Genomic DNA, 23,334 nt, shown 5'->3' on the forward strand with positions numbered 1-23,334 from the left:
CTGTCATCCCCAGCTCGCGACCATCGACACTGCCGCCGACCGGTCCCGCTCGGTCAGGCTTGGGGCCATGACAGCGACCACCGCACCCTCCGCCACCGGCGTCCGGGCCCGCACCGCGGCCACCCCGCCGGTGGTCAGCTTCACCGGCGTCAGCAAGAGCTACGGCACCGTGCGCGCCGTGGCCGACCTCGACCTCCAGCTCCACCCCGGCGAGACCGTCGCCCTGCTGGGACCCAACGGCGCGGGCAAGTCCTCCACCCTCGATCTGCTGCTCGGCCTGCGCACCCCCGACAGCGGCCGGGTCGAGGTCTTCGGCACCACCCCGCAGCAGGCCATCGCCCGTGGCCGCATCGGCGCGATGCTGCAGAGCGGCTGCCTCATGCAGGAGGTGACGGTCCGCGAACTGGTGCGGCTCGCCTGCGCCCTGCACCCCCACGGCCACCCGGTCGACGAGGTCCTGGAGCGGGCGGGCATCGCCGGGATCGCCGACCGCAAGGTGAACAAGCTCTCCGGCGGCCAGGAGCAGCGGGTGCGCTTCGCGTTCGCCACCGCGGGCGCCTCCGACCTGATCGTGCTGGACGAGCCGACGACCGGCATGGACGTCTCGTCCCGGCAGACCTTCTGGGGCACGATGCGCGACCAGGCCCGGCAGGGCCGCACCATCCTGTTCGCCACCCACTACCTCGAAGAGGCCGACGAGGTCGCCGACCGGGTGATCGTGCTGCACCGGGGCCGGGTGCTCGCGGACGGCTCGTCCGCCGAGATCAAGGCGATGGCCGGGGTCCGCCGGATCTCCTTCACCCTGGACGGCCCGCCCGACGAGGCCGCGCTGCGCGCCCTGCCAGCCCTGACCGGCCTCGACGTATCGGGCCGTACGGTACGGATGCGGTCCACCGACGCCGACGCGACCGTGCACGCGGTCTACCGGCTCGGGCTCTACCCGCGCGGCCTGGAGGTCGCCGGGCTCGGCCTGGAGCAGGCGTTCCTCGCCATCACCGACGCCGCCACGACGCCCGAGGAGGCGTGACCATGACGACCCTGGCCAAGCTGGAGATCGTACGCGCCCTGCGCAACCGCAAGTTCATGTTCTTCACGGTCATCTACCCGTCCGTGCTCTTCCTGATGATCGCGGGCAGCTCGGGGAAGTCCGACATCATCCCCGGCACCGGGCTGTCGATGCCGCTCTACTACATGGTCGCGATGGCCTCCTTCGGCGCGCTGACCGCCGTCCTCATGGGCAACAGCGAGCAGATCGCCAAGGAGCGCGAGGGCGGCTGGGTGCGTCAGCTGCGGCTCACCTCACTGCCCGGACGCGGCTATGTGGTGGCCAAGATCGCCTCGGCGGCGGTCACCACCCTGCCGTCCATCGTGATCGTCTTCATCGTGGCCGCCACCGCCAAGGGCGTGCGGCTGGGCGCCGCGTGGGAGTGGTTCGCGCTGACCGGCGCGATCTGGGCGGGCTCGCTCGTCTTCGCCGCCTTGGGCGTCGCCATCGGCTACCTCGCCACCGGAGACGCGGTCCGCCCCCTGACGATGATCATCTACTTCGGTTTGTCGATCCTCGGCGGCCTGTGGATGCCCACCACCGCCTACCCGCGGTGGCTCCAGAACATCGGCGACTGGCTGCCCACCCACGCCTACGCCGCCCTCGGCCAGGCCATCGAGCTGGGCAACGCCCCGCACGCCAGGGACGTGGCCCTGCTCGCCGCCTATCTGGTCCTCTTCGCGGGCGCCGCGGCCTGGCTCTACCGCAAGGACACCCGCACAGCATGACCCGGCCGACCTGGTGGCGCGACGCGGCGGCCTACGACGATGAGGCGGACACTCCGGCCATCGGCCAGAGCCCCGAGAACCGGCGGCAGGCCCTGATCAAGCTGCTGTGGATCGGGATCTGGATGGCCTACATGGGCGCGCCGGTGAGCGACCTCGCGGACGGCCACCACACCGCACCCGCCACCGTGTTCGGCGCGCTCGGCCTGCTGGTCTTCGTCAGCGTCTATCTGATGCTGGTCTTCCGGCACACCGGACGCGCCCTGACCCGGGGCGCCGTCCAGTGGGCGCTGGTCACGATCTGCGTCCTCGCCGCCGTCCTCACGATCACCCTGGGCGACGCCTGGCTGGTGCTCGCCGTCTACGTCTCCGTCGCCTTCGGCGCGGTCCTGCCGACCCGGCTCGCCCGCTGGGCGATCCCGCTGAACACCGTCGCCATGGTGGGCGCCGGGCTGCTGGTCCGCGGCTCACACGACCTGATGTCCGCCCTCATCATCCCGTCCCTGCTCGGCGGCTTCGCGATGAGCGCGGTGCGGCAGATGGTCCGTACGACCCGGGCGCTGCGCGAGGCCCGCGCCACCGTCGCCCAGCTCGCCGCCAACGAGGAGCGGCTGCGGCTCGCCCGCGACCTGCACGACCTGCTGGGCCACTCGCTCTCGCTGATCACGCTCAAGAGCGAGCTGGCGGGCCGGATGCTGCCCGGCAAGCCCGAACAGGCCGCGCAGCAGGTCGCCGACATCGAACGGGTCAGCCGCCAGGCCCTGGTCGACGTACGGGAGGCGGTGAGCGGCTTCCGCCGCCCCACCCTGGAGGCCGAGCTGGCCGGGGCCCGTACCGCGCTCGCCGCCGCGGGCATCACCGCCGACCTGCACCGGGCGGGCGTCCACCACCCGGACCTCCCGCCCGACCAGGAGGGCGCCCTGGCCTGGGCGCTGCGCGAGGCCGTCACCAACGTGGTGCGGCACAGCGGGGCCCGCCGCTGCACGGTGACCCTCACCGAGGTGGGCGACGACCTGTGCCTGACCGTCACCGACGACGGCCGCGGCACGACCGGCCCGCACGGCAACGGGCTGACCGGCCTGGCCGAGCGGCTCCAGCTCGCCGACGGTCGCCTGGAGACCGCCCCGGGCGCCCCGCACGGCTTCACCCTCCGCGCCCTGGCCCCCCTCTCCCGCACCGCCCCCGCCGAGCCTGCCCCCGGGCGCTGACGCCGGATACGCTGCCCGGGTGATCCGGGTACTGCTGGCCGAAGACCAGTCCATGGTGCGGGAGGCGCTGGCCGCGCTGCTCGGGCTGGAGGGCGAGATCGAGGTCGTCGCCCAGGTGGCCCGTGGCGACGAGGTCGTGGAGGCGGCCCGCGCCCACCGGCCCGATGTCGCGCTGCTGGACATCGAGATGCCGGGCGCGAGCGGCATCGAGGCCGCCGCCGCGCTGCACCAGGCCCTGCCGGGCGTGCGGATCGTGATCCTGACGACCTTCGGCCGCCCCGGCTATCTGCGCCGGGCCATGGAGTCCGGCGCCGACGCGTTCCTGGTCAAGGACGCCCCCGCCGCCCAGCTCGCCGACGCCATACGGCGCGTACTGCGCGGCGAGCGGGTCATCGACCCGACCCTGGCCGCGGCGGCGCTGGTGGACGGGGCCAGCCCGCTGACCGGGCGGGAACGCGAGGTGCTGGGCGCCTCAGCCGACGGCTCGACCAACGCCGAGCTGGCCCGGGCGCTGAACCTGTCGCAGGGCACCGTCCGCAACTACCTCTCCACGGCCATCCAGAAGACCGCCGCCCGCAATCGCGCCGAGGCGGTCCGCATCGCCCGCGACAAGGGCTGGCTGTAGTCAGTTGAGGCGCGCGCGGGCCGCGTGCGCCTGGCGCCGTACGGCCTCCGCCGCCTCCGGCTCCATCACGCCCACCACCTCCGCGTACTCCTCCAGCTCCCGCGCCCCGGTGAGGAAGTCCCCGCGCTCGACCAGCAGCCGCGCCCGCTCGTAGCGCAGCCGGGCGGGGTGGCTGGGCAGCAGCAGCGCCAGCTCGACCGCCCACAGCTGGACATCGGTGCGCTCGGGGCGGGCGGCCGCCCACGCGCGGACGTTGTTGAGGATGCGCAGCATGATGTCCAGCGGATCGGCCGGGCCCAGCACCGACGGCTCGGGCGGCGCGCCGGTCACCCCCGACACCAGCAGCGCCGCGTCCTCGCCGGACAGCCTCCGGCCGCCGTCGAACGGGTCGGCCAGCACATGGTCCCCGTACGGATCGCCGAAGCCGACCACGAAGTGGCCCGGCAGCGCGACCCCGTACACCGGGGCGCCCGCCCGCCGCGCGACCTCCATCCACACCAGCGACAGCAGGATCGGCAAGCCCCGGCGGCGCCGCAGCACCTGGTGCAGCAGCGAGGAGTCCAGCCGCCGGTAGTCGGCCGCGGCGCCCCGGAAGCCGTACCGCTCGCCGAGCACCCGGGCCAGCGCGTCGGCCCAGGCGGCGGGCGTGCCGGGGGAGAACGGCACCTCACCGGCCAGCCGGTCGAGTTCGATCTGCGCCTCGTCGAGCCCGGCCTCGTCCAGCGCGTCGTCGGCCTCCATGCCCATCAGCAGACACAGCAGGGCCAGGTCGGGGCGCTCCTCGCGGGCTGCGTCGGCGAATCTGCGGCGCGGTGTCTCGGTCATGCGCTGTCGGCGCCGGGCGCGCGCCAGTGGTGGTAGGTGTGGTGGAGGGTGAACCCCATGCCGTCGTAAAAGGCGTGTGCGGCGGTGTTGTCCGTCTCGACCTGGAGGTACGCGGCCGAGGCGCCGTCGTCCAGCGCCGTGCGGGCCAGCGCGGTCATCACCGCCCGGGCCAGGCCCTCCCGGCGCCGCTCCGGGGCGGTCTCCACCGCCGCGAACCCGGCCCAGCGGCCGTCCACCACACAGCGCCCGATGGCGGCCGGGGGCTCTCCCGCCGCACCGCTTATCGTCGCGAACCACACCGACGGGCCGCCGGAGAGCACCGCCAGCGCCTCGGGGGAGGGCCGCTCGGCGCGCTGGTAGCGGGCCAGCCAGGCGTCGCCGATCTCCCGGGAGACCGTCACGGCCGAGACGTCGGCGTCCTGGTCGGCGATCGGGGCCAGCGCCGCGATGCGCACCTGCGCGGAAACCTCCGGGGTCCAGCCGCGTGTCTCCAGCTCTGCCGCCAGCACCTCCTGGGTGCCCTCGGCACCCGTGCTGACCTGGACGTACGCGGGCAGCCCGCGCTCGGCGTACCAGTCGGTCACCCGGCGCAGCGCCTCGTCCAGGCCGCAGCCGGGGTCGCCGAGCGGCAGGACGGAGTTGGCGCGGCGGGTGAACCCGCCGGACGCGCGCAGCTCCCACTCGCCCAGCCGCTCACTGGTCACCGGCGGCCAGCCCCGGGCGGCGACCCGGGCCAGCTCGCGCGCGTTCGCCGCCGGGCCCCGGCGGCGGGCCGGTGCGGCGGGCACGACCTTGCCCGCGACCAGCGACGACTCCTCGATTCTGATGGACTCCCCAGTCCGGCGGGTGATGTGCAGCACACCCTCGGTCCAGGATGTGAGAACGCCCACCACGTCGGTGAACTTCCCAGGGCCGCTCAGGTCGCCGGTCAGCAGCCTCACGGAGACTCGTTTGCGCACGTCACCGGGGGTGATGCGCACCTCTAGCCGTCCGCCGGTGGTGAAATCCACTGCTCTGCCAACCCCTCATGTGCGTCTGGTGCCCCGGAACGGAGATACTAGGTGCGGGCATCGACGACGCCGCGCTCCCGCGCGATACAGCCCTAAGAGGAGGAACGACAGCGTGACCTACGTCATCGCGCAGCCTTGTGTCGACCTGAAGGACAAGGCGTGCATCGAGGAGTGCCCCGTCGACTGTATCTACGAGGGCCAGCGGTCCTTGTACATCCACCCGGACGAATGCGTCGACTGTGGGGCCTGTGAGCCGGTGTGCCCGGTTGAGGCGATCTTCTACGAGGACGACACTCCGGAAGAGTGGAAGGACTACTACAAGGCGAACGTCGAGTTCTTCGACGAACTCGGTTCGCCCGGCGGTGCGAGCAAGCTCGGCCTGATCGAGCGTGACCACCCGTTCATCGCCGCGCTTCCGCCGCAGGAGAACGACGAGTGACCCTGCCCGGGACATGAGACCCGGCGCGGCCTTCGGTCCCGTATGGCATTGGCCTGCGGGACCGGGCTGTTCCCGGTCTTCCACCGGGATTCCCGGGGCGCGGCGGGACACCTCTGAGCCCCGGGCTGTTTCGAAGAAAGTGAGCCACCCCGTGCCACCCGTCTCCGCCCGCCTCCCGGTCTTCCCCTGGGACCGGCTCGAACCGTACAAGGCGACCGCCGCCGCCCATCCGGACGGCATCGTCGACCTCTCGGTGGGCACCCCCGTCGACCCGGTCCCCGAGCTGATCCGCACCGCGCTGGCCGGTGCCGCGGACAGCCCCGGCTATCCGACCGTCTGGGGCACCCCCGCGCTGCGGGACGCGCTGACCGGCTGGGTCGAGCGGCGGCTGGGCGCGGAGCGGGTCACCCACACCCAGGTGCTGCCGGTGGTCGGCTCGAAGGAGCTGGTGGCCTCGCTGCCGGCGCAGCTCGGTCTCGGCCCCGGCGACAAGGTCGCCTTCCCCCGGCTCGCCTACCCGACGTACGAGGTGGGCGCGCGGCTCGCGGGCGCCGAGCCGGTGCCGTACGACACCGTCGAGGACCTGGACCCGGCGGGGCTGAAGCTGCTGTGGCTGAACTCCCCGTCCAACCCCACCGGCCGGGTGCTCTCCAAGGACGAGCTGCGGGCCGCGGTCGCGTGGGCCAGGACGCACGGGGTGCTGCTGGTCAGCGACGAGTGCTACCTGGAGCTGGGCTGGGAGGCGGACCCCGTGTCCGTCCTGCACCCGGAGATCTCCGGCGAGCGCTTCGACGGGCTGGTCGCGGTCCACTCGCTGTCCAAGCGGTCCAACCTGGCGGGCTACCGCGCGGCGTTCCTCGCCGGTGACGAGAGCGTGCTCGGCGAGCTGCTGAAGATCCGCAAGCACGGCGGGATGATCGTGCCCGCGCCGGTGCAGGCCGCCACGGTGGCCGCGCTCGGCGACGACAAGCACGTCACGGAGCAGCACGAGCGCTACGAGGCGCGGCGGGCCGCGCTGCGCGGCGCGCTGGAGGGGTACGGCTTCCGCATCGAGCACAGCGAGGCGTCGCTGTACCTGTGGGCGACGCGCGACGAGCCGTGCTGGGACACCGTCGGCGCGCTGGCCGAGCTGGGCATCCTGGTGGCGCCCGGCGAGTTCTACGGCCCGGCGGGCGGGGCGTACGTCCGCGTCGCGTTCACCGCGACGGACGAGCGGGTGGCGGCGGCGGTCCGCCGCCTGACGGCCTGACGGCCTGACTGCCTGACGACGTATCGACGACGCCCCCGGCCGCCGTAGCGGCCGGGGGCGTCCGGCGTGTCAGCCGACCTCTCAGCCGAGCAGCGGCAGGCCCTTGACGGGGAGGCTCTTGATCGGCAGCTCGTCGGCCTGCTGCGGGGTGCTGGGCGCGACCTGCTGAGGCGCCGGGGCCGGTGCGGGGAGCGGGGCCGGAGCGGCGACGGGGGCCGAGGCCGGAGCCGGGGCCGGAGCCGGGACCGGTGCCGGGGCGGGACGCCTGGCGGCGTGGGCACCCTTGGCGTGGGCGCCCTTGCTCTTGGCCAGGCCCTTGGTCAACGACGCCTTGCCCTTGCCCTTGGCGTGGGCGCCGCCCTTGCCCTTCCCCTTGGCGTGAGCGGCCTTGGCCTGGGCGGACTTCCCCGGCGTCGCGGCCTTCTGGGCCGGTGCGGGCTTCGCCGCCGTGGCGGGCTTGGCGGCCACGGCCTTCTCCGGAGCGGTCTGCGCCGGGGCGGCCTTGGCCGGGAGAATGTCCTTGACGGTCCGCCCGGCCTGCTGCGAGGCGATGTCGGCCAGATCGCCGACGGAGGAGGGGTCCAGCGCACTCAGTCCGCCCAGCTTGGGGGTGTGCGGCAGGGCCGGATCCGCCGCACTCGCGGCGTCGGCGGCACCGACCACGGGAGTCGCACTCGCTGCGACCAGCAGCGCGGCCCGAGCGATCCGACGCGTGAGAGGGAGGGACATGATTCTCCTTTGACGGGGGGACATGGAGCCTTGCGTGTCCAGCGATCGGACGCAGTGAATATCGCGTGAGCCGCGTGAAGGTTGCGGTGCGCCAAGGTAAAGAATTGATAATGCGTCGCATTATCCGTTTAGGCGCACAACGCGCGTCCGTGAAGATTGCCCAACGCCCCGTCAACGGCGCTGAGCTGCGGCGATCTATCCGGCTATCGCATGAGGGAGAGTCGTATATCCGACCCGGAACTCTTGTCGGACGTGCTCCAGCCGTCCCCTGAATTCCGGGCGTTCCATATGTGCTTGCCGTAAGAGACCCGTTCGATGCGCAACTCGTCCGAGTGAGCCACCGCCCAATAGGCCAGCTCCCAGCCGCGTTCCGTACGGCCGCCCCGGGCCGAGGCGTCGCCCACCGGGACCAGCACCTCCCGGGACGACCCGGCGTGCCTGCCGCCGCCCTGGCCCGCCACGTCCAGCCGCGGCCGGGCCTCCGGCCCGAACTCCCGCTTCAGCGCCGCCTGGACGCGCGCCGGGTCGCCCGCCTTCCCGTCGTCCGGCGGCCCCGGACAGCTGAAGGCGGCCGCCGAACGCCCGGTGAGGGTGGCGGTCAGCACCACGGCCTCCGTCTCGTGCTTCGCGTACGCCTGCGGGAAGCCGCTGTACTGCACCCGCTGCGCGGCCACCGTGAGCGGCAGCCGCGAGTAGCCGGGCACCTTCACCAGGAAGTCGTAGAACTTCCCGGCCGCGTACACCGGATCCTGGATCTGCCGCGCCGTTCCCCAGCCCTGGGAGGGGCGTTGCTGGAACAGGCCGAGCGAATCCCGGTCGCCGTGGGTGATGTTGCGCAGCCCGGACTCCTGGAGCGCGGTGGCCAGCGCGATGGTGACGGCCCGTTCCGGCAGTCCCCGGGAGGCGGCCACGGCCTCGATCGTCGCGGCGTTCACGGCCTGTTCGGGGTCGAGCGGCACATCGCCGCCCTCCGCCCGCGCGACGCAGCGCGGCGGACCGCCACCGCCGGTCAGCAGATGCGCCGTGACATAGGCGACAAGCCCCAGCAATACGGCACACGCGACCGCGGCGCGGAGCAGACGGGGACGGCTGGAGAAGACGGACCGGGGCACACCGCCCACGTTACTGGGTGGCCCCGACACCGGGGCCGCACAGGGGCGGGGCGTGGGCAAGGCCACGCGCCCGGGCAGGGGGCCCGGCGGCCGGGGCGGACGGTTCGGGGGCGCGGGTTAGGGTCACGGGTATGGCACACCCAGCACTCGACCTGTCCCTGGACGCGGCCCGGCTCACCGCCCGGCTCGTCGACTTCCCCTCGGTCAGCGGCGACGAGAAGGCGCTCGCCGACGCCGTCGAGCAGGCGCTGCGCGCCCTGCCGCATCTGACCGTCGACCGGGACGGGGACGCCGTCGTCGCCCGTACGCAGCTGGGGCGTGCCGAACGAGTCGTCCTGGCCGGGCACCTCGATACCGTGCCGATCGCCGACAACGTGCCGTCCCGGCTGGACGAGGACGGCACGCTGTGGGGCTGCGGCACCTCCGACATGAAGTCCGGCGTCGCCGTGCAGCTGCGTATCGCCGCGACCGTGCCCGAGCCCAACCGCGACCTCACGTTCGTCTTCTACGACCACGAGGAGGTCGCCGCCGAGCTGAACGGGCTCAAGCGGCTGTCCGAGCACCACCCCGAGTGGCTGGCCGCCGACTTCGCCGTGCTGCTGGAGGGCACCGAGGGCAAGGTCGAGGGCGGCTGCCAGGGCACGCTGCGGGTACGGGTAACCACGAGCGGGCACCGCTCCCACTCCGCGCGCGGCTGGCTCGGCGAGAACGCCATCCACAAGGCCGCCCCGATCCTCGACCGGCTGGCGGCGTACGAGCCGCGGCACGCGGACATCGACGGGCTCACCTACCGCGAGGGGCTGAACGCGGTGGGCATCGAGGGCGGCATCGCGGGCAACGTCATCCCCGACGCCTGCGCCGTGACCGTGAACTTCCGCTTCGCGCCGGACCGTTCCGAGGCGGCGGCGCTCGCCCATGTCCGCGAGGTCTTCGACGGCTTCGAGGTGACCCTCACCGACTCCGCGCCCGGCGCCCTGCCCGGGCTGTCCCACCCGTCGGCCGCGGCCTTCGTGGCGGCGATCGGCGGGGCGGCGGCCCCGAAGTTCGGCTGGACCGATGTCGCACGCTTCTCGTCGCTCGGCGTGCCCGCGGTCAATTACGGCCCCGGCGATCCCAAGCTGGCCCACACCCGCGAGGAGCACGTGGACACCGCGCTGATCCTTCAGGCCGAGGAGCGCCTGCGGGACTGGCTGACCGGCTGAGCCCCTGAGCTGCTGAGAACGTATGACCGTGGCGCGGATTTCCGCCGTTCGCGGCTCGGTGGGCCTACGCTGAACCACAGATCTTTGACAGATCTTGGCGAAGGGAGCACACAGATGGGCAACGCCGAGGAAGAGCGAGCGCTGCACGAGCAGCGTCTGGGCCCGGTCGTGCGCCGTCGCCACCAGATGCGGCCCGGTACGACCGATCAGCGGCTGCTGGACAGCCAGGGCGCCACCCACTGGGTGCACGAGGACCCGTTCCGGGTGATGCGCATCCAGTCGGAGTTCGTGGAGGGCTTCGGCACTCTGGCCGAACTCGGCCGGGCGGTCAGCGTGTTCGGCTCCGCCCGTACGCCCGAGGGATCACCGGAGTACGAGGCCGGGGTGAAGATCGGGCGGGCCCTGGCCGAGGCCGGGTTCGGGGTGATCACCGGGGGCGGCCCCGGCGCGATGGAGGCCGCCAACCGTGGCGCGGTCGAGGCGGGCGGCGTCTCCGTCGGCCTCGGTATCGAGCTGCCGTACGAGCAGGGGCTGAATCCGTACGTCGACATCGGCGTGAACTTCCGCTACTTCTTCGTACGGAAGACGATGTTTGTGAAGTATGCGCAAGGATTCGTCGTTCTGCCCGGCGGCCTGGGCACTCTCGACGAGTGCTTCGAGGCGCTGACCCTGGTGCAGACGAAGAAGGTGACCCGGTTCCCGATCGTCCTCTTCGGCAGCTCCTACTGGGGCGGTCTGGTCGACTGGCTGGAGAACACGCTGATCGCCCAGGGCAAGGCGTCCCAGCAGGACCTGGAGCTGTTCCACCTCACCGACGACATCGACGAGGTGGTCGACCTGGTCACCAAGGAGTCCGGCGCCTGACCGCCCTCCAGGCCTGAAACTCCTGGGCCTGAAAAGGGCCCTACGCCAGTCCCCGGCGGGCGACCGCCGGGGGCCGGTGGCCCGCGATGGACGACACCATGTCCAGCACCTGACGGGTCTCGGCCACCTCGTGCACCCGGTAGACCTGGGCGCCCAGCCAGGCGGAGACCGCGGTCGTCGCGAGCGTGCCGATCACCCGCTCCTTGACCGGGCGGTCCAGCGTCTCGCCCACGAAGTCCTTGTTGGACAGCGAGACCAGAACCGGCCAGCCGGTCTCCCGCAGCTCCCCGAGCCGCCGGGTGGCCTCCAGCGAGTGGCGGGTGTTCTTCCCGAAGTCATGGCCCGGATCGATCATGATCCCGTCGCGCCGCACCCCCAGCCCGGCCGCGCGCTCCGCGAGCCCGACGGTGACCCGCAGGACGTCCGCCACCACGTCGTCGTAGCCGATCCGGTGCGGCCGGGTGCGCGGTTCCGCCCCGCCCGCGTGGGTGCAGACCAGCCCGGCGCCGTACCGGGCGGCGACCTCGGCCAGCTTGGGGTCGACCCCGCCCCAGGCGTCGTTGAGCACGTCCGCGCCCGCCGCGCAGACCGCCTCGCCGACCTCGTGCCGCCAGGTGTCCACGCTGATCACCACGTCCGGATGGCGCCGCCGCACCTCGGCCACGAAGCCGACCGTGCGCCGCGCCTCCTCGTCGGCGCTCACCTCGTCCCCGGGACCGGCCTTCACCCCGCCGATGTCGATGATCGCGGCGCCGTCCGCGACGGCCTGCTCGACGCGGGTGAGCGCGGGCTCGTCGCGGAAGGTCGCACCCTGGTCGTAGAACGAGTCCGGAGTCCGGTTGACGATCGCCATGATCACTCGCTCGTTCTCGTCGAACTCGCGTCGGCCCAGCCGCAGCATGCGTACTTCCTCTCAGGTGTCCGGCAGCGACGATAACTGTCAGTGGGGCATGGCACGATCGGGTCAGACAGTTGACGGGGCCGACGTCACCCGTGACGTGGTGGCCGAGCCGCTCAAGCCGAGGAGAACGATCACCGTGTTCCTGTTCTTGCTGATCACGCTGGTCGTCGTGGTCGGTGCCGTCACCCTCGCCGTGGTCGGCGGCGGCGACGGCGGCCAGCTGTCCGAGGCGCCCCCCGACCGGCTGGACGACCCGCTGCCCGACGACCGGCCGCTGGACCGGGAGGACGTCGAGGCGCTGCGGCTGCCGATGACCCTGCGCGGCTACCGGATGGCGGACGTGGACGATGTGCTGGGCCGCCTCGGCGCCGAGCTGGCCGAGCGGGACGCCCGGATCGCCGAGCTGGAGGACGCCCTGGCGGGCGCGCGGACCCCGGCCTTCGGGGACGGCAAGGCGGCCGAGGGCCCGGCGGACTATCCACCGGACTACCCGCCGGACTACCGGGGCGACTTCGACGGGAGCGGAGCATGAGCGCCCAGGGCGCGGTCGTCGGAGCGGACGGCCTGGCGCGCTGCCCGTGGGGTCTGGAGTCCGAGACCATGGCGGACTACCGCGTGTACCACGACACGGAGTGGGGCCGTCCGGTCCGCGGCGATGACGCGCTGTACGAGCGGATCTGTCTGGAGGCGTTCCAGTCCGGGCTGTCCTGGCTGACGATCCTGCGCCGCCGGGAGGGATTCCGGTCCGCCTTCGCCGACTTCCGGATCAAGGCGGTCGCGGAGTTCACCGAGGCCGATGAGCAGCGGCTGCTCGCCGACCCCGGCATCATCCGCAACCGGGCCAAGATCGCGGCCACGGTCGGGAACGCGCGGGCGGCGGCGGAGCTGGCCGAGGGCGGGCTGGAGGAGCTGATCTGGTCCCATGCCCCCGACCCCGCCACCCGCCCGGTCCCGCATACCGCGGCCGACGTCCCGGCGATCACCCCGGAGTCCACGGCGCTCAGCCGAGAGCTGAAGAAGCGCGGCTTCCGCTTCGTCGGGCCCACCACGGCCTACGCCCTGATGCAGGCCTGCGGCCTGGTCAACGACCACCTGGCCGACTGCCACGTCCGTGGCAGCGTCTGACGCCCGGCCCCGCTCGGCGGGGCCGGGCGCGACCCGGGCGGGAGCCGCCGGTCAGCGGCCGGTGAACCGCGGCGGCTGTTTCTGGACGAAGGCGTCCACGGCCGTGCGGTGGTCCTCCGAGGCGCCTGCCCGGCGCTGCAGCTCGTCCTCCTTGGTCAGGGAGTCGGTGAGGCTGTGCCCGGCCGCGTAGGCGAGCGATTCCTTGATCGCCGCGTAGGCCGCGGTCGGCCCCTCGGCCAGCCTGCGGGCGACCGCCGCCGCCTCGGCGGGCAGCTCCGCGGCGGGCACGACCCGGTTGGCGATGCCCAGCTCCAGCGCCTCCGCCGCGCTGACACCGCGCGGGAAGAGCAGCAGGTCGGCGGCGCGGCCGTGGCCGATCAGCCGCTGCAGGGTCCAGGAGACGCCGGAGTCGGCGGTGAGCGCGACGCCCGCGAACGAGGTGTTGAACGAGGCGGTGTCGGCCACGATCCGGTAGTCGGCGGCGAACGCGAACCCCGCCCCGGCCCCGGCCGCGACCCCGTTCACCGCCGCGACCACCGGCTTCGGCATCCCGGCGATCGCGGTCACGATCGGGTTGTAGTGCAGCGAGACCGTGGTCATCGTCGACCCCTCGCCGTGCTCCCCCCGGGCGTGCGCCTCCCGGTCGGCGGCCAGCAGCCCGATGTGCTCCTTCAGATCCTGCCCGACGCAGAACGCGCGCCCGGTGGCGGTGAGCAGGACGGCCCGGACCGCCGGATCCTCGGCGGCCTGCAGCAGCGCGTCGCGCAGCGCCACCTTGGTGTCGATGTTGAGCGCGTTCATGGCGTCGGGACGATTCAGAGTGATCGTCGCGAGGCCGTCGGCCAGGTCGTAGAGCACGGTGTCGGTCATAAACGGCCCTCCCAGTGGGCAGGTGTTCGGTCGCGGCGGGCGTACGTTATCGCGATCGCCTCCCCGAATTGAGTGGTTTTGGGGGACCGCCCTGCACGGGGGTTGCCGACCGATGTTGGTCATCGGGTCATGGCATGCGGGATAATGAATGAGAAGCAACGTGTTCGATGCCGGTGACGCCTGGGTTGTCGGCTGCGATGAGCTGGTTTCAGGAAGGGGAACGAGCATGGCGGCCATGAAGCCGCGGACGGGCGACGGCCCGCTCGAGGTGACCAAGGAGGGGCGGGGCATCGTCATGCGCGTTCCGCTCGAAGGCGGCGGTCGGCTCGTCGTGGAGCTGACACCCGACGAGGCCGACGCGCTCGGCGATGCACTGAAGAAGGTTGTCGGCTGAGCCACCGGCCCCACCATCACCCGAGCCCCGCCCCGGCGTCCGGTATGAGGTACCGGACGCCGGGGCGGTGCTATGCCCGGGTGCTTCGTGGGTGGGGTGGTACGGCCTCAGCCCGCGGCGGGCTGCTCAGCCGCCGCGGTTGACCGCGCAGAGCAGGCCGTCCCCGACCGGCAGCAGCGAGGACTGCAGCACGGTGGACTCCCGTACGGTGCGCAGCAGCTCACGCAGGCGCAGTACCTCGGCGGGCTGGGCGGCGGAGTCCACGGTCCGCCCGTTGGCGAAGACCCCCTCGAAGCAGACCAGACCGCCCGGCCGCAGCAGCCGCAGCGCTTCCTCCAGGTAGTCCAGGCACTCCAGTCGGTCACCGTCGCAGAACACCAGGTCGTAGCCGCCGTCGGCGAGCCGGGGGAGGACGTCCAGCGCGCGGCCGGGGATGAACCGCGCCCGGTTGCCCGCGAATCCGGCGGCCCGGAACGCCTGCTTGGCGAACTGCTGCATCTCGGGCTCGGTGTCGACAGTGGTCAGCACGCCGTCGGGGCGCATGCCGTGCAGCAGGTGGATGCCGGAGACGCCGGTCCCGGTGCCGATCTCGGCGACGGCCTTGGCGTCGGCTGCGGCGGCGAGCAGGCGCAGCGCGGCGCCGGTGCCCGCGGACACCGAGCGCAGCCCTGCCTCCCGGGCCCGGTCACGGGCCCAGTGAAGGGCTTCGTCCTCGGCGACGAACGCGTCGGCGAACGCCCAGCTCGTCTGCCGGTTGCCGGTAATGACCCTCTCCTGTCCCCGTAGTTGGCGCAACGGTGACTGTATCCGCTGCGCACGGGAACCCGCAGATGGGACCAGGCGTTGAGGAGAGAAGGGGGGACCGTATGGATCACGGCCAAATGCAGGTCAAAAATACTTATCCGGAGCTAACGGGCGAGGTGGATATGGTAGGGGCTCTACTGGACACCACCAGAGCCGACAGGGGAGGTGCGGCTACGGCCGGTGACCGGCGAGTGCTGAGGCGCTTTCGCAGGTCAGCGGGCGAGCCGAGATCCGTGACCGACACCGCTGACCGTTCCCGTTCCGCCAACTCCACCACCGCGACTTTTGCCACCACCGCGTCGTTCGGTGCGGACGGGGATGCCCAGGCGTGGACGCCTCCCACCTGGGAGGAGATCGTCAGCACGCACAGCGCTCGGGTCTACCGCCTCGCCTACCGGCTCACCGGTAACCAGCACGACGCCGAGGACCTCACCCAGGAGGTGTTCGTCCGCGTCTTCCGCTCGCTGTCGACGTACACCCCCGGCACCTTCGAGGGCTGGCTGCACCGCATCACCACCAATCTCTTCCTCGACATGGTCCGCCGTCGTCAGCGCATCCGCTTCGACGCCCTCGCCGAGGACGCGGCCGAGCGGCTCCCCAGCCGCGAGCCCTCTCCCCAGCAGCACTTCAACGACACCCACTTCGACGCCGATGTGCAGCAGGCGCTCGACACTCTCGCGCCGGAGTTCCGCGCGGCCGTCGTGCTCTGCGACATCGAGGGCCTGTCGTACGAGGAGATCGCCGCGACGCTCGGCGTCAAGCTCGGCACCGTGCGCAGCCGGATCCACCGTGGCCGCTCCCATCTGCGCAAGGCGCTGCAGCACCGCGCCCCGGCGGGCACGCGCGCCGAGCAGCAGCGCGAGGTCGCCGCGGTCGTGCCGCGGGTCTCCGGACCGCGGCTGAGTGGGGAGGTCGGGATCGCGTGACCCGATCAGGCGGTCCGTCCCCCGCCGAGCAGCATCTCGGCGACCGCCTTGCGGCTCTGGTCGACGGTGAACTCGGGCATGACGCGCGTGAGCGCGTCCTCGCACACCTGGCGACGTGCTGTAAGTGCAAGGCGGAGGCCGACGCGCAGCGGCGGCTGAAGAGCGTATTCGCCGAGACGGCGCCCCCGGCGCCGTCCGAGGGCTTCCTCGCGCGGCTGCAGGGCCTCCCGGCCATCGGCGGCGATGACGACGGTATGGGAAGCGGTTCCCCCTTCGCGGACCCGGGCGTCCTCGGCCTGCGCGGCAGCGCGCCGGACGTACGGGGCGTACGGGACATACGAGATGACGCGCCGGACGTACGGGCGTCGGAGCGCAGACGGGAGCAGGCGTTCGCCTACCTGCCCGCGGTGGCGCCGGTGACCCCGGTCGCCGCGGCCTCGGCGCGCCGGGAGCGCGGCTTCCGGATCCATGAGGTCGAGCGCCCCGCGCCGCGCCGCCGCTTCGCCTTCGCGGCCGCGGGCGCGGTATCCCTGGCCGCCTTCGCGCTCGGCGCCACCCTGCCGCTGGAGGCGGCGGTCGACCCCGGCCCCCGGCCGGACGGCTCGGACGCCGCGGTCACCCCGATCGACGCCGACGCGGTCGGCACCGGCACGCGCGGCACCGCCCGCGACGTGGGGCTGCTGGCCACCGCCGAGTCGCGGCCCGCCGGGCTGCCGTCCCCGAGCGCGACGTCCAGCCACCCGGTGCTGGGCGGGCCCTACGGCGCCGCGGTGAACCCGCTGATACAGCCGGTCCTGTCGGTCACGGAGCTGCTGCGGGTCCCGACCACCACCTCCGCCCCGGCGGCGCCCGCGCCGCCCCAGGGCGAGGGCGGCCTGGTCGTCCAGCCCGCCCCCGGCGTCTCCCCCTACCTGGGCCTGAGCACGCCCCCTCCCTAGGCCCCGGCGATAGACCCCCGGCGATTCAGCCCCGCCCCGGCGATTCCGCGCAATATCGCTCACACGTCCGGTCGTTCCGCTCGTTCCGCGCACGCGGGGCCGGGTGGACTGATTGAATCGCTTCCGGGCACCCCCGGCGAAGGCCGGGGAGGCTGAGGCGCCCCGGAGGCGCGGCGAGCCTCGAAGAGTCGCGGTGACGTATGACCCGGGCGGCGCGGTGGGCGCCTTGTCGCGGGAAGTGTGGGGAGATCATGGACGAGCGGAAGGCCCCCGGGCCCAAGCCGAAGTGGTGGAGCCGTCCGGTCGCACGATCCGGCGACCGGCCGACGGACGAGGCGGCGCCGGAGGCGGCCGACGAGCGGGCGGTGCCGTCCGGGCCGGAGGCCCCGGAGCGGGCGCCTGACGCCGATGACGGCCGCGACGCGGCGGACGGGGCCCGTGCGGGCGCCGGGCGGCCGCTCCACGAGCCCGATCCGTACAGCACCCCGCCCTACGGCGGCCCCGGCCCCTGGGCCCCGGCCCCGCCCGTACAGCACCCGGGCGCGACCCCGGCGCACGGCACGCAGCTGCCGCCCGGCGCCGTCCCGCAGCCCGCACCGCACCCCGCCGCTCCCCAGCCCGGCATCGCCCAGTCAGGGCCAGGGATGGCCCAGCCCGGGATGATGACCCCGGCGCACGGCACCCCGCTGCCGCCCTTGGACCCGGGCGCGCCGCCGCCCCCGCCGCACCAGTGGCAGAGCTACGACCCGTGGACCGTGCCCCCGGCGCCGCCCGCCGAGCGGAAGGTGGTCTCCCGCCGCCGCGCGTTCGTCGCCGTTCTGCTGATCGCGCTGATCGCGGGGTGCCTGGGTGGCGGGATCGGCGCGTACGTGGAGCGGGACCGGGCCTCCGGGGGCATCAATGTGAAGCTTCCGCAGGCACCGCTGGAGAAGGGCACCCGGGCCCCGGGCAGCGTCGCGGGCATCGCCTCCAGCGCCCTGCCGGGCGTGGTGACCATCCATGTCAGCGGCGGCTCCGAGGAGGGCACCGGCACCGGGTTCGTCCTCGACAAGCGGGGCCACATCCTCACCAACAACCACGTCGTGGCCCCCGCGGGCTCCTCCGGCGACATATCGGTGACCTTCAACGGCGGCCAGTCCGCCCGCGCCGAGCTGGTCGGCCGGGACGCCGGGTACGACCTGGCGGTCATCCGGGTCGAGGGCGTCTCCGGGCTGAGCCCGCTGCCGCTGGGCAACTCCGACTCCGTCCGGGTCGGCGACCCGGTGGTGGCGATCGGCGCCCCGTTCGACCTGGCGGGCACGGTCACCTCCGGGATCATCAGCGCCAAGGAGCGCCCGATCACCGCGGGCGGCGAGAAGGAGGACGGCAGCGACATCTCCTATGTCGACGCGCTCCAGACCGACGCCCCGATAAACCCGGGCAACTCCGGCGGCCCCCTGGTCGACGGCAAGGCGCGGGTCATCGGGATCAACAGCGCCATCCGGGCCGCCGACGACGGCGCCGAGCTGGGCGGCCAGGGCGGCTCCATCGGTCTGGGCTTCGCGATCCCGATCAACCAGGGCAAGCGGGTCGCCGAGGAGCTGATCAACACCGGCAAGGCCACCCACCCCGTGATCGGCGTCACGCTCAACATGGAGTACACGGGCGACGGTGCCCGGGTGAACAGCAAGGGCGCCTCCGGCCCGCCGGTCACCCCGGACGGACCGGGCGACAAGGCGGGCATCGAGGCCGGTGATGTGATCACGGAGGTGGACGGCGTCCGGGTACACAGCGGCCAGGAGCTGATCGTCAAGATCCGCAGTCACCGCCCCGGCGACCGGCTGGAGCTGACCCTCAAGCGGGACGGCGACGAGCGCACCGTGGAGCTGACGCTGGGCTCCGCGAGCAGCGATGGCTGACGCCCGATGTTGGTCCGGGCGTCTCCCGGGGCGCCCCCACCGCCAGGTACGGTGTGGTGTGGTCTGATTTCCGGCCTCAGACGTCTCTAGGAGCTGCAGGGTGTTCAACGACATAGGGGCCCTCGAGCTTGTCGCGCTCGTCGTCCTTGCGGTGCTCATCTTCGGCCCGGACAAGCTTCCGAAGGTCATCCGGGATGTATCGCAGTTCATCCGCAAGATCCGGGAGTTCTCCGACAGCGCCAAGGAGGACATCCGTACCGAGCTGGGCCCCGAGTTCAAGGACTTCGAGTTCGAGGATCTGAACCCCAAGACGTTTGTGCGCAAGCATGTGCTGGACTCCGATGAGCTGGGCTTCAAGGAGATCCAGAACGGATTCGACCTCCGCAAGGAGATGGCCGAGGTCGCCGACTCCGTGAACGGCCGGGAGAGTGACGTCGCACACGGCCCTTCAGGGGTCTCCGGCGCCGCCCCGCTGTCCCTCTCCAAGGACGATTCCGGCACCCCTGACCTGCTGCGCAAGCGTGATGCGCAGCCTCGCGAGGACCGTCCGCCTTTCGACTCCGACGCCACTTGATCCCCCCGTATGCCCGGGCTGGTTGACCCGTATGGCTATCCTCCCTTTGTCCGGGGTGAGGTCGCCCGAAGGGGGGCGGGCCGCCCACGACGAAGGGCAACGAGGAGGCTCCGCGCACATGGGCACGACGAGTCGGCTAGGGGTGCATGGGGTGAGCGGTGCGGCGCAGGGGATGCCCGCGGAGGCGCGGCGGAGCGTCGACGGCTACCTGATGGCCGCATTCCCCTGGTACGGCCTTGACGAGGCGTTCACCGGGCCGCGCTGGCTCATGCAGGTGGGTGCCGCCGCCGATGGGCGGGTGGAGTACGGCTCGACCGGGCACGGTGAGGAGCCGTCGCTGCGCGTCGAGACCGATATGGACCAGCAGCGCTTCACGGCGGTGGTGACCGTCGGCGGACGCCCCGTACGGGACAGCGCTGACGGCACCGGCAAACTGGAGGCCACCTCGGTCTCCTCGGCCGCCTGGCTGGCCGGTTCGGGCCTGCTGTCATGCACCTGGCCTACCCGGATGGAGCGGGGGCTGCGCCAGGACTGGCTGGACCAGCAGACCGCGATCGCCTGGGAGCTGGCGGACGCCCTGGACGGCGAGGAGTGGTCCCCGCTGTCGCTGCCGGTGGACGGCGTACCGACCGACTTCCACTACCGCGAGTCGGAGTACGGCTGGGTGCTGGCCGGATCGGCGGGCGAGAGCGTGCACATCGGGGCGTACGGACGCGGGATGAGCGCCTACGGCCTGGGCTTCTCGGTGATCAAGGACATCACCGGCTACGACGCGTAAGCGCCGGTACATGTGCGCGGGGGCGGCCTCACGGATGAGGCCGCCCCCGCGCACGTAGGGATGGCTTGCGTGGTGCTCAGAACTTGTTGCGCGGCGTGACGCCCAGCGACATGCCCGCGAGGCCCCGCTGCCGTCCGCCGATCTTGGCCGCGATCGCCCGCAGCGCGCTGCCCGCGGGGGAGTCGGGGTCGGACAGCACGACCGGCTTGCCCTCGTCGCCGCCCTCGCGCAGCCGTACGTCGATCGGGATGGCGCCCAGCACCGGCACCGTCGTCCCGGTGGTCCGGGACAGCCCCTCGGCGACCGACTGACCGCCGCCGGTGCCGAAGACGTCGACCATCTCGTCGCAGTGCGGGCAGGGCAGCCCGGACATGTTCTCCACCACGCCGACGATCTTCTGGTGGGTCTGGACGGCGATCGAGCCCGCCCGCTCGGCCACCTCGGCGGCGGCCTGCTGCGGCGTCGTCACGACCAGGATCTCGGCGCCCGGCACCAGCTGGGCGACGGAGATCGCGATGTCACCGGTGCCCGGCGGCAGGTCCAGCAGCAGGACGTCGAGGTCGCCCCAGTAGACGTCGGCCAGGAACTGCTGGAGGGCGCGGTGCAGCATCGGTCCGCGCCACACCACCGGCTCGTTGCCCGGGGTGAACATCCCGATCGAGATCACCTTCACGCCGTTCGCCGACGGCGGCATGATCATGTCCTCGACCTGGGTCGGGCGGCCGTCGGCGCCCAGCATGCGCGGCACGGAGTGGCCGTAGATGTCGGCGTCCACGACGCCCACCTTGAGGCCGTCGTCGGCCATCGCGGCGGCCAGGTTGACCGTCACCGACGACTTGCCGACGCCGCCCTTGCCGGAGGCCACCGCGTACACCCGGGTCAGCGAGCCGGGCTGGGCGAAGGGCACCTCGCGCTCGGCCTGGCCGCCGCGCAGCGAGGCGGCCAGCTCGCGCCGCTGCTCGTCGCTCATCACGTCCAGCTCGACTGTGACGCCCGTCACCCCGCCGACCTGACCGACCGCGTCCCGCACCCGGCTGGTGATCGTCTCCCGCATCGGACAGCCGGCGACCGTGAGGTAGACCTCCACCGCGACCGTGCCGTCCGACGCGATCTCGACGGATTTGACCATGCCGAGGTCGGTGATCGGCTTGTGGATCTCCGGGTCGTTGACCGTGGCGAGCGCGGCGCGCACCGCGTCTTCGCTCGGTGCCGGGACAGTGTCGGTAGCCATATGGAGATGGTACGGCGCCAGGGGTACGCGCCGGTAAGCCCGTCAGCGGTCGCGTTCCTCACGGGAGGGAGCGCGCGACGGCGCGGGTGAGGGCGTGGGCGGGGCCGGGGGCGGCCGCTCGTCCAATTCCCGGACCAGCGCCTCGAACTCGGAGCGGATCCAGTCCCGCGTCGCGACCTCGCCGAGCCCGGCCCGCAGCGACGCGATCTCCCGGGTCAGGAACTCGGTGTCGGCGATGGACCGCTCGTCCCGCGCCCGGTCCTGTTCGAGGTTGACGCGGTCGCGGTCGGCCTGCCGGTACTGGGCGAGCAGGATCAGCGGCGCCGAGTACGAGGCCTGGAGCGACAGCATCAGCGTCAGGAAGATGAACGGGAACGGGTCGAACCGCAGCGGGTCGGGGGCCAGCGTGTTCCAGGCCAGCCAGGCGACCACGAAGACCGTCATCCAGGCGATGAAGCGCCCGGTGCCCAGGAAGCGGGCGATCAGCTCCGACGCCCGGCCGAACGCCTCCGGATCCCAGCGCGGCAGCGGGCTGCGGCGGGGCTGCTTGGGCCGGTCGAGGCGGCCCCCGTCACCGTCCACCGCCCACCTCCGGGATGTTCACGCCGCCGTACAGCTCGCGCTCCCGCCAGTCGTGGGGCAGCAGATGGTCGAGGACGTCGTCCACGGTCACCGCGCCCAGCAGCGACCCGCCCTCGTCCACGACGGGCGCCGCCAGCAGGTTGTACGTCGCCAGATGACCGGCGACCACCGGCAGCGGGGTCTCCGGCCGCAGCGGCCGCAGATCGGTGTCCACGGCCGCGCCGACGAGGGTGAACGGCGGGTCGCGCAGCAGCCGTTGGAAGTGGATGGTGCCCAGATAGCGTCCGGTGGGCGTCTCGTCGGGCGGGCGGCACACATACACCTGGGCGGCGAGCGCCGGGGTGAGGTCCTGGTTGCGCACCCGCGCGAGCGCGTCCGCGACCGTGGCGTCCGGCCGCAGCACGATCGGCTCGGTCGTCATCAGCCCGCCGGCCGAGCCCTCCTCGTACGACATCAGCCGCCGCATGTCGGCCGCCTCCCGGGGCCGCATGAGGGCCAGCATCCGCTCCTTGTCCCGCTCGGGCAGCTCGGAGAGGAGGTCGGCCGCGTCGTCCGGGTCCATGGCCTCCAGGACGTCGGCCGCGCGCTCCTCCTTGAGCTTGCCGAGGATCTCCACCTGGTCGTCGTCGGGCAGCTCCTCCAGGACGTCCGCGAGCCGCTCGTCGTCCAGCGCCGCCGCGACCTCGCCGCGCCGCTTGGCGGAGAGGTGGTGGAGGACGTTGGCGAGGTCGGCGGGGCGCAGCTGCTCGAAGGTGGCCAGCAGGTTCTCCGCGCCCTGCCCGTGCTCCTCCAGCGAGAATCCGGTGACGGCCGACCAGTCCACGGTCAGCGTCTCGCCACGGCGGCGCAGCGCACCGCTCTTGCCTCGGCGTACGAAGACCTTGGCGATCTCCCATTCGCGGCGCGCGGGCAGCTGGCCCATCGCCACGTCCAGGACCGTGACCTGCTCGCCGGTCTCCACGATCCGCACCGTGCGGTCCAGCAGTTCGCCGAGGACCAGCGTCTCGGTGGGGCGCTGCTCGAAGCGCCGCATGTTGACCACGCCGGTGGTGATGACCTGGCCCGACTCCACGCCGGTCACCCGCGTCATGGGCAGGAAGATGCGGCGGCGGGTGACCACTTCGACGACCAGCCCGAGAACCCGCGGCGGCCGCCCGGCCAGCCGCAGCATCGCCACCAGATCGCGGACCCGGCCGACCTGGTCGCCGTTCGGATCGAAGACGGCGACGCCCGCCAGATGCGAGACATAGATCCGTGAGGCGCCTGCCGCCATGTCATGC

26 protein-coding genes are annotated in these 23,334 nt (G+C 72.8%); 16 read left to right on the top strand and 10 right to left on the bottom strand.

Going from position 1 to position 23,334, the window contains the following annotated elements:
* Positions 1-67: 67 nt before the first annotated feature.
* From ACFV9T_RS31265 to ACFV9T_RS31280, 4 genes are read left to right on the top strand one after another with little or no spacing between them, the layout of a single operon-like run.
* A complete protein-coding gene (locus ACFV9T_RS31265; RefSeq protein WP_385445813.1) occupies positions 68-1,027 on the top strand; it encodes an ABC transporter ATP-binding protein in 960 nt (319 codons plus the stop codon).
* A gap of 2 nt (positions 1,028-1,029) precedes the next feature.
* The gene (locus ACFV9T_RS31270; RefSeq protein WP_385445845.1) at positions 1,030-1,773 is read left to right on the top strand and encodes an ABC transporter permease; all 744 of its coding nucleotides are present in this window, start codon (positions 1,030-1,032) and stop codon (positions 1,771-1,773) included.
* Positions 1,770-2,978 carry a sensor histidine kinase gene (locus ACFV9T_RS31275; protein WP_385445814.1) on the top strand — a complete coding sequence of 403 codons (1,209 nt, stop codon included), beginning with the start codon at positions 1,770-1,772 and terminating at the stop codon, positions 2,976-2,978. The genes ACFV9T_RS31270 and ACFV9T_RS31275 overlap by 4 nt, the downstream gene beginning before the upstream one ends.
* Before the next feature lie 52 nt (positions 2,979-3,030).
* Positions 3,031-3,603 carry a DNA-binding response regulator gene (locus tag ACFV9T_RS31280; protein WP_385445846.1) on the top strand — a complete coding sequence of 191 codons (573 nt, stop codon included), beginning with the start codon at positions 3,031-3,033 and terminating at the stop codon, positions 3,601-3,603.
* Here ACFV9T_RS31280 and ACFV9T_RS31285 read toward each other — a convergent pair whose 3' ends face one another.
* Together ACFV9T_RS31285 and ACFV9T_RS31290 are read right to left on the bottom strand one after the other, a co-directional pair.
* On the bottom strand, positions 3,604-4,428 hold the full coding sequence (locus tag ACFV9T_RS31285) for a transglutaminase-like domain-containing protein (protein WP_385445815.1): 825 nt from the start codon (positions 4,426-4,428) through the stop codon (positions 3,604-3,606).
* Positions 4,425-5,438, bottom strand: a complete 1,014-nt coding sequence (locus tag ACFV9T_RS31290; protein ID WP_385445816.1) for a GNAT family N-acetyltransferase — start codon at positions 5,436-5,438, stop codon at positions 4,425-4,427. The genes ACFV9T_RS31285 and ACFV9T_RS31290 overlap by 4 nt, the downstream gene beginning before the upstream one ends.
* Before the next feature lie 112 nt (positions 5,439-5,550).
* Between ACFV9T_RS31290 and fdxA the strand changes: the two genes are divergently transcribed.
* Positions 5,551-5,877 carry a ferredoxin gene (gene fdxA, locus ACFV9T_RS31295; protein ID WP_385445817.1) on the top strand — a complete coding sequence of 109 codons (327 nt, stop codon included), beginning with the start codon at positions 5,551-5,553 and terminating at the stop codon, positions 5,875-5,877.
* A 151-nt stretch (positions 5,878-6,028) separates the two neighbouring features.
* Positions 6,029-7,126 (top strand): succinyldiaminopimelate transaminase, encoded by a 1,098-nt coding sequence (gene dapC, locus ACFV9T_RS31300; RefSeq protein ID WP_385445818.1) that lies wholly within the window; start codon positions 6,029-6,031, stop codon positions 7,124-7,126.
* Between the two features lie 81 nt (positions 7,127-7,207).
* Here dapC and ACFV9T_RS31305 read toward each other — a convergent pair whose 3' ends face one another.
* Both ACFV9T_RS31305 and ACFV9T_RS31310 read right to left on the bottom strand, forming a co-directional pair.
* Entirely contained in the window at positions 7,208-7,855 is a 648-nt protein-coding gene (locus ACFV9T_RS31305; RefSeq protein ID WP_385445819.1) for a hypothetical protein, read from the bottom strand.
* A 203-nt stretch (positions 7,856-8,058) separates the two neighbouring features.
* On the bottom strand, positions 8,059-8,976 hold the full coding sequence (locus ACFV9T_RS31310) for a hypothetical protein (RefSeq protein WP_385445820.1): 918 nt from the start codon (positions 8,974-8,976) through the stop codon (positions 8,059-8,061).
* Between the two features lie 122 nt (positions 8,977-9,098).
* Here ACFV9T_RS31310 and dapE point away from each other — a divergent pair, with 122 nt between their 5' ends.
* Positions 9,099-10,169 (top strand): succinyl-diaminopimelate desuccinylase, encoded by a 1,071-nt coding sequence (gene dapE, locus ACFV9T_RS31315; protein WP_385445821.1) that lies wholly within the window; start codon positions 9,099-9,101, stop codon positions 10,167-10,169.
* A 114-nt stretch (positions 10,170-10,283) separates the two neighbouring features.
* Positions 10,284-11,033, top strand: a complete 750-nt coding sequence (locus ACFV9T_RS31320; protein WP_385445822.1) for a TIGR00730 family Rossman fold protein — start codon at positions 10,284-10,286, stop codon at positions 11,031-11,033.
* Positions 11,034-11,073: 40 nt separating this feature from the next.
* On the opposite strand, the gene folP is transcribed toward ACFV9T_RS31320, so the two are convergent.
* Positions 11,074-11,934, bottom strand: coding sequence for a dihydropteroate synthase (gene folP, locus ACFV9T_RS31325; protein WP_385445823.1), 861 nt, complete (start codon positions 11,932-11,934; stop codon positions 11,074-11,076).
* Between the two features lie 136 nt (positions 11,935-12,070).
* Here folP and ACFV9T_RS31330 point away from each other — a divergent pair, with 136 nt between their 5' ends.
* Together ACFV9T_RS31330 and ACFV9T_RS31335 are read left to right on the top strand one after the other, a co-directional pair.
* Entirely contained in the window at positions 12,071-12,466 is a 396-nt protein-coding gene (locus tag ACFV9T_RS31330) for a DivIVA domain-containing protein (RefSeq protein ID WP_385445847.1), read from the top strand.
* Positions 12,463-13,059 carry a DNA-3-methyladenine glycosylase I gene (locus tag ACFV9T_RS31335; protein WP_385445824.1) on the top strand — a complete coding sequence of 199 codons (597 nt, stop codon included), beginning with the start codon at positions 12,463-12,465 and terminating at the stop codon, positions 13,057-13,059. Before ACFV9T_RS31330 ends, ACFV9T_RS31335 begins: the two co-directional genes overlap by 4 nt.
* Before the next feature lie 51 nt (positions 13,060-13,110).
* Here the strand turns inward: ACFV9T_RS31335 and ACFV9T_RS31340 are convergent, their stop codons facing one another.
* The gene (locus ACFV9T_RS31340; RefSeq protein ID WP_385445825.1) at positions 13,111-13,929 is read right to left on the bottom strand and encodes an enoyl-CoA hydratase-related protein; all 819 of its coding nucleotides are present in this window, start codon (positions 13,927-13,929) and stop codon (positions 13,111-13,113) included.
* A 226-nt stretch (positions 13,930-14,155) separates the two neighbouring features.
* Between ACFV9T_RS31340 and ACFV9T_RS31345 the strand changes: the two genes are divergently transcribed.
* The gene (locus ACFV9T_RS31345) at positions 14,156-14,323 is read left to right on the top strand and encodes a DUF3117 domain-containing protein (protein ID WP_003966491.1); all 168 of its coding nucleotides are present in this window, start codon (positions 14,156-14,158) and stop codon (positions 14,321-14,323) included.
* A 126-nt stretch (positions 14,324-14,449) separates the two neighbouring features.
* Here the strand turns inward: ACFV9T_RS31345 and ACFV9T_RS31350 are convergent, their stop codons facing one another.
* Positions 14,450-15,118 carry an O-methyltransferase gene (locus ACFV9T_RS31350; RefSeq protein WP_123102139.1) on the bottom strand — a complete coding sequence of 223 codons (669 nt, stop codon included), beginning with the start codon at positions 15,116-15,118 and terminating at the stop codon, positions 14,450-14,452.
* A gap of 131 nt (positions 15,119-15,249) precedes the next feature.
* On the opposite strand from ACFV9T_RS31350, the gene sigE reads away from it, so the two are divergent.
* The 5 genes from sigE (at position 15,250) to ACFV9T_RS31375 (ending at position 20,241) form a co-directional block, all read left to right on the top strand.
* Positions 15,250-16,053 (top strand): RNA polymerase sigma factor SigE, encoded by an 804-nt coding sequence (gene sigE / locus ACFV9T_RS31355; RefSeq protein WP_385445826.1) that lies wholly within the window; start codon positions 15,250-15,252, stop codon positions 16,051-16,053.
* The gene (locus tag ACFV9T_RS31360) at positions 16,050-16,991 is read left to right on the top strand and encodes an anti-sigma factor family protein (protein WP_385445827.1); all 942 of its coding nucleotides are present in this window, start codon (positions 16,050-16,052) and stop codon (positions 16,989-16,991) included. The genes sigE and ACFV9T_RS31360 overlap by 4 nt, the downstream gene beginning before the upstream one ends.
* 251 nt (positions 16,992-17,242) lie before the next feature.
* The gene (locus ACFV9T_RS31365) at positions 17,243-18,889 is read left to right on the top strand and encodes a S1C family serine protease (RefSeq protein WP_385445828.1); all 1,647 of its coding nucleotides are present in this window, start codon (positions 17,243-17,245) and stop codon (positions 18,887-18,889) included.
* A gap of 100 nt (positions 18,890-18,989) precedes the next feature.
* A complete protein-coding gene (locus ACFV9T_RS31370; protein WP_385445829.1) occupies positions 18,990-19,463 on the top strand; it encodes a sec-independent translocase in 474 nt (157 codons plus the stop codon).
* A 118-nt stretch (positions 19,464-19,581) separates the two neighbouring features.
* A complete protein-coding gene (locus ACFV9T_RS31375) occupies positions 19,582-20,241 on the top strand; it encodes a hypothetical protein (RefSeq protein WP_385445830.1) in 660 nt (219 codons plus the stop codon).
* A gap of 76 nt (positions 20,242-20,317) precedes the next feature.
* On the opposite strand, the gene ACFV9T_RS31380 is transcribed toward ACFV9T_RS31375, so the two are convergent.
* From ACFV9T_RS31380 to ACFV9T_RS31390, 3 genes are read right to left on the bottom strand one after another with little or no spacing between them, the layout of a single operon-like run.
* Positions 20,318-21,472 carry an Mrp/NBP35 family ATP-binding protein gene (locus ACFV9T_RS31380; protein WP_385445831.1) on the bottom strand — a complete coding sequence of 385 codons (1,155 nt, stop codon included), beginning with the start codon at positions 21,470-21,472 and terminating at the stop codon, positions 20,318-20,320.
* A 42-nt stretch (positions 21,473-21,514) separates the two neighbouring features.
* Positions 21,515-22,054, bottom strand: a complete 540-nt coding sequence (locus ACFV9T_RS31385; RefSeq protein ID WP_385445832.1) for a DUF1003 domain-containing protein — start codon at positions 22,052-22,054, stop codon at positions 21,515-21,517.
* The gene (locus ACFV9T_RS31390; protein ID WP_385445833.1) at positions 22,044-23,327 is read right to left on the bottom strand and encodes a magnesium transporter MgtE N-terminal domain-containing protein; all 1,284 of its coding nucleotides are present in this window, start codon (positions 23,325-23,327) and stop codon (positions 22,044-22,046) included. Before ACFV9T_RS31390 ends, ACFV9T_RS31385 begins: the two co-directional genes overlap by 11 nt.
* Positions 23,328-23,334 lie beyond the last annotated feature (7 nt).

Source organism: Streptomyces sp. NPDC059850 (assembly GCF_042731515.1).
Classification (GTDB): Bacteria; Actinomycetota; Actinomycetes; order Streptomycetales; family Streptomycetaceae; genus Streptomyces.

What these genes read in the sequence shown, in the direction of transcription:
- ACFV9T_RS31265 (WP_385445813.1), top strand. Translation starts at nt 68, where the DNA reads ATGACAGCGACCACCGCACCCTCCGCCACCGGCGTCCGGGCCCGCACC.
- ACFV9T_RS31270 (WP_385445845.1), top strand. Translation starts at nt 1,030, where the DNA reads ATGACGACCCTGGCCAAGCTGGAGATCGTACGCGCCCTGCGCAACCGC.
- ACFV9T_RS31275 (WP_385445814.1), top strand. Translation starts at nt 1,770, where the DNA reads ATGACCCGGCCGACCTGGTGGCGCGACGCGGCGGCCTACGACGATGAG.
- ACFV9T_RS31280 (WP_385445846.1), top strand. Translation starts at nt 3,031, where the DNA reads ATGGTGCGGGAGGCGCTGGCCGCGCTGCTCGGGCTGGAGGGCGAGATC.
- ACFV9T_RS31285 (WP_385445815.1), bottom strand. Translation starts at nt 4,428, where the DNA reads ATGACCGAGACACCGCGCCGCAGATTCGCCGACGCAGCCCGCGAGGAG.
- ACFV9T_RS31305 (WP_385445819.1), bottom strand. Translation starts at nt 7,855, where the DNA reads ATGTCCCTCCCTCTCACGCGTCGGATCGCTCGGGCCGCGCTGCTGGTC.
- dapE (WP_385445821.1), top strand. Translation starts at nt 9,099, where the DNA reads ATGGCACACCCAGCACTCGACCTGTCCCTGGACGCGGCCCGGCTCACC.
- ACFV9T_RS31320 (WP_385445822.1), top strand. Translation starts at nt 10,284, where the DNA reads ATGGGCAACGCCGAGGAAGAGCGAGCGCTGCACGAGCAGCGTCTGGGC.
- folP (WP_385445823.1), bottom strand. Translation starts at nt 11,934, where the DNA reads ATGCTGCGGCTGGGCCGACGCGAGTTCGACGAGAACGAGCGAGTGATC.
- ACFV9T_RS31335 (WP_385445824.1), top strand. Translation starts at nt 12,463, where the DNA reads ATGAGCGCCCAGGGCGCGGTCGTCGGAGCGGACGGCCTGGCGCGCTGC.
- ACFV9T_RS31340 (WP_385445825.1), bottom strand. Translation starts at nt 13,929, where the DNA reads ATGACCGACACCGTGCTCTACGACCTGGCCGACGGCCTCGCGACGATC.
- ACFV9T_RS31345 (WP_003966491.1), top strand. Translation starts at nt 14,156, where the DNA reads ATGGCGGCCATGAAGCCGCGGACGGGCGACGGCCCGCTCGAGGTGACC.
- sigE (WP_385445826.1), top strand. Translation starts at nt 15,250, where the DNA reads ATGGTAGGGGCTCTACTGGACACCACCAGAGCCGACAGGGGAGGTGCG.
- ACFV9T_RS31365 (WP_385445828.1), top strand. Translation starts at nt 17,243, where the DNA reads ATGGACGAGCGGAAGGCCCCCGGGCCCAAGCCGAAGTGGTGGAGCCGT.
- ACFV9T_RS31375 (WP_385445830.1), top strand. Translation starts at nt 19,582, where the DNA reads ATGGGCACGACGAGTCGGCTAGGGGTGCATGGGGTGAGCGGTGCGGCG.
- ACFV9T_RS31380 (WP_385445831.1), bottom strand. Translation starts at nt 21,472, where the DNA reads ATGGCTACCGACACTGTCCCGGCACCGAGCGAAGACGCGGTGCGCGCC.
- ACFV9T_RS31390 (WP_385445833.1), bottom strand. Translation starts at nt 23,327, where the DNA reads ATGGCGGCAGGCGCCTCACGGATCTATGTCTCGCATCTGGCGGGCGTC.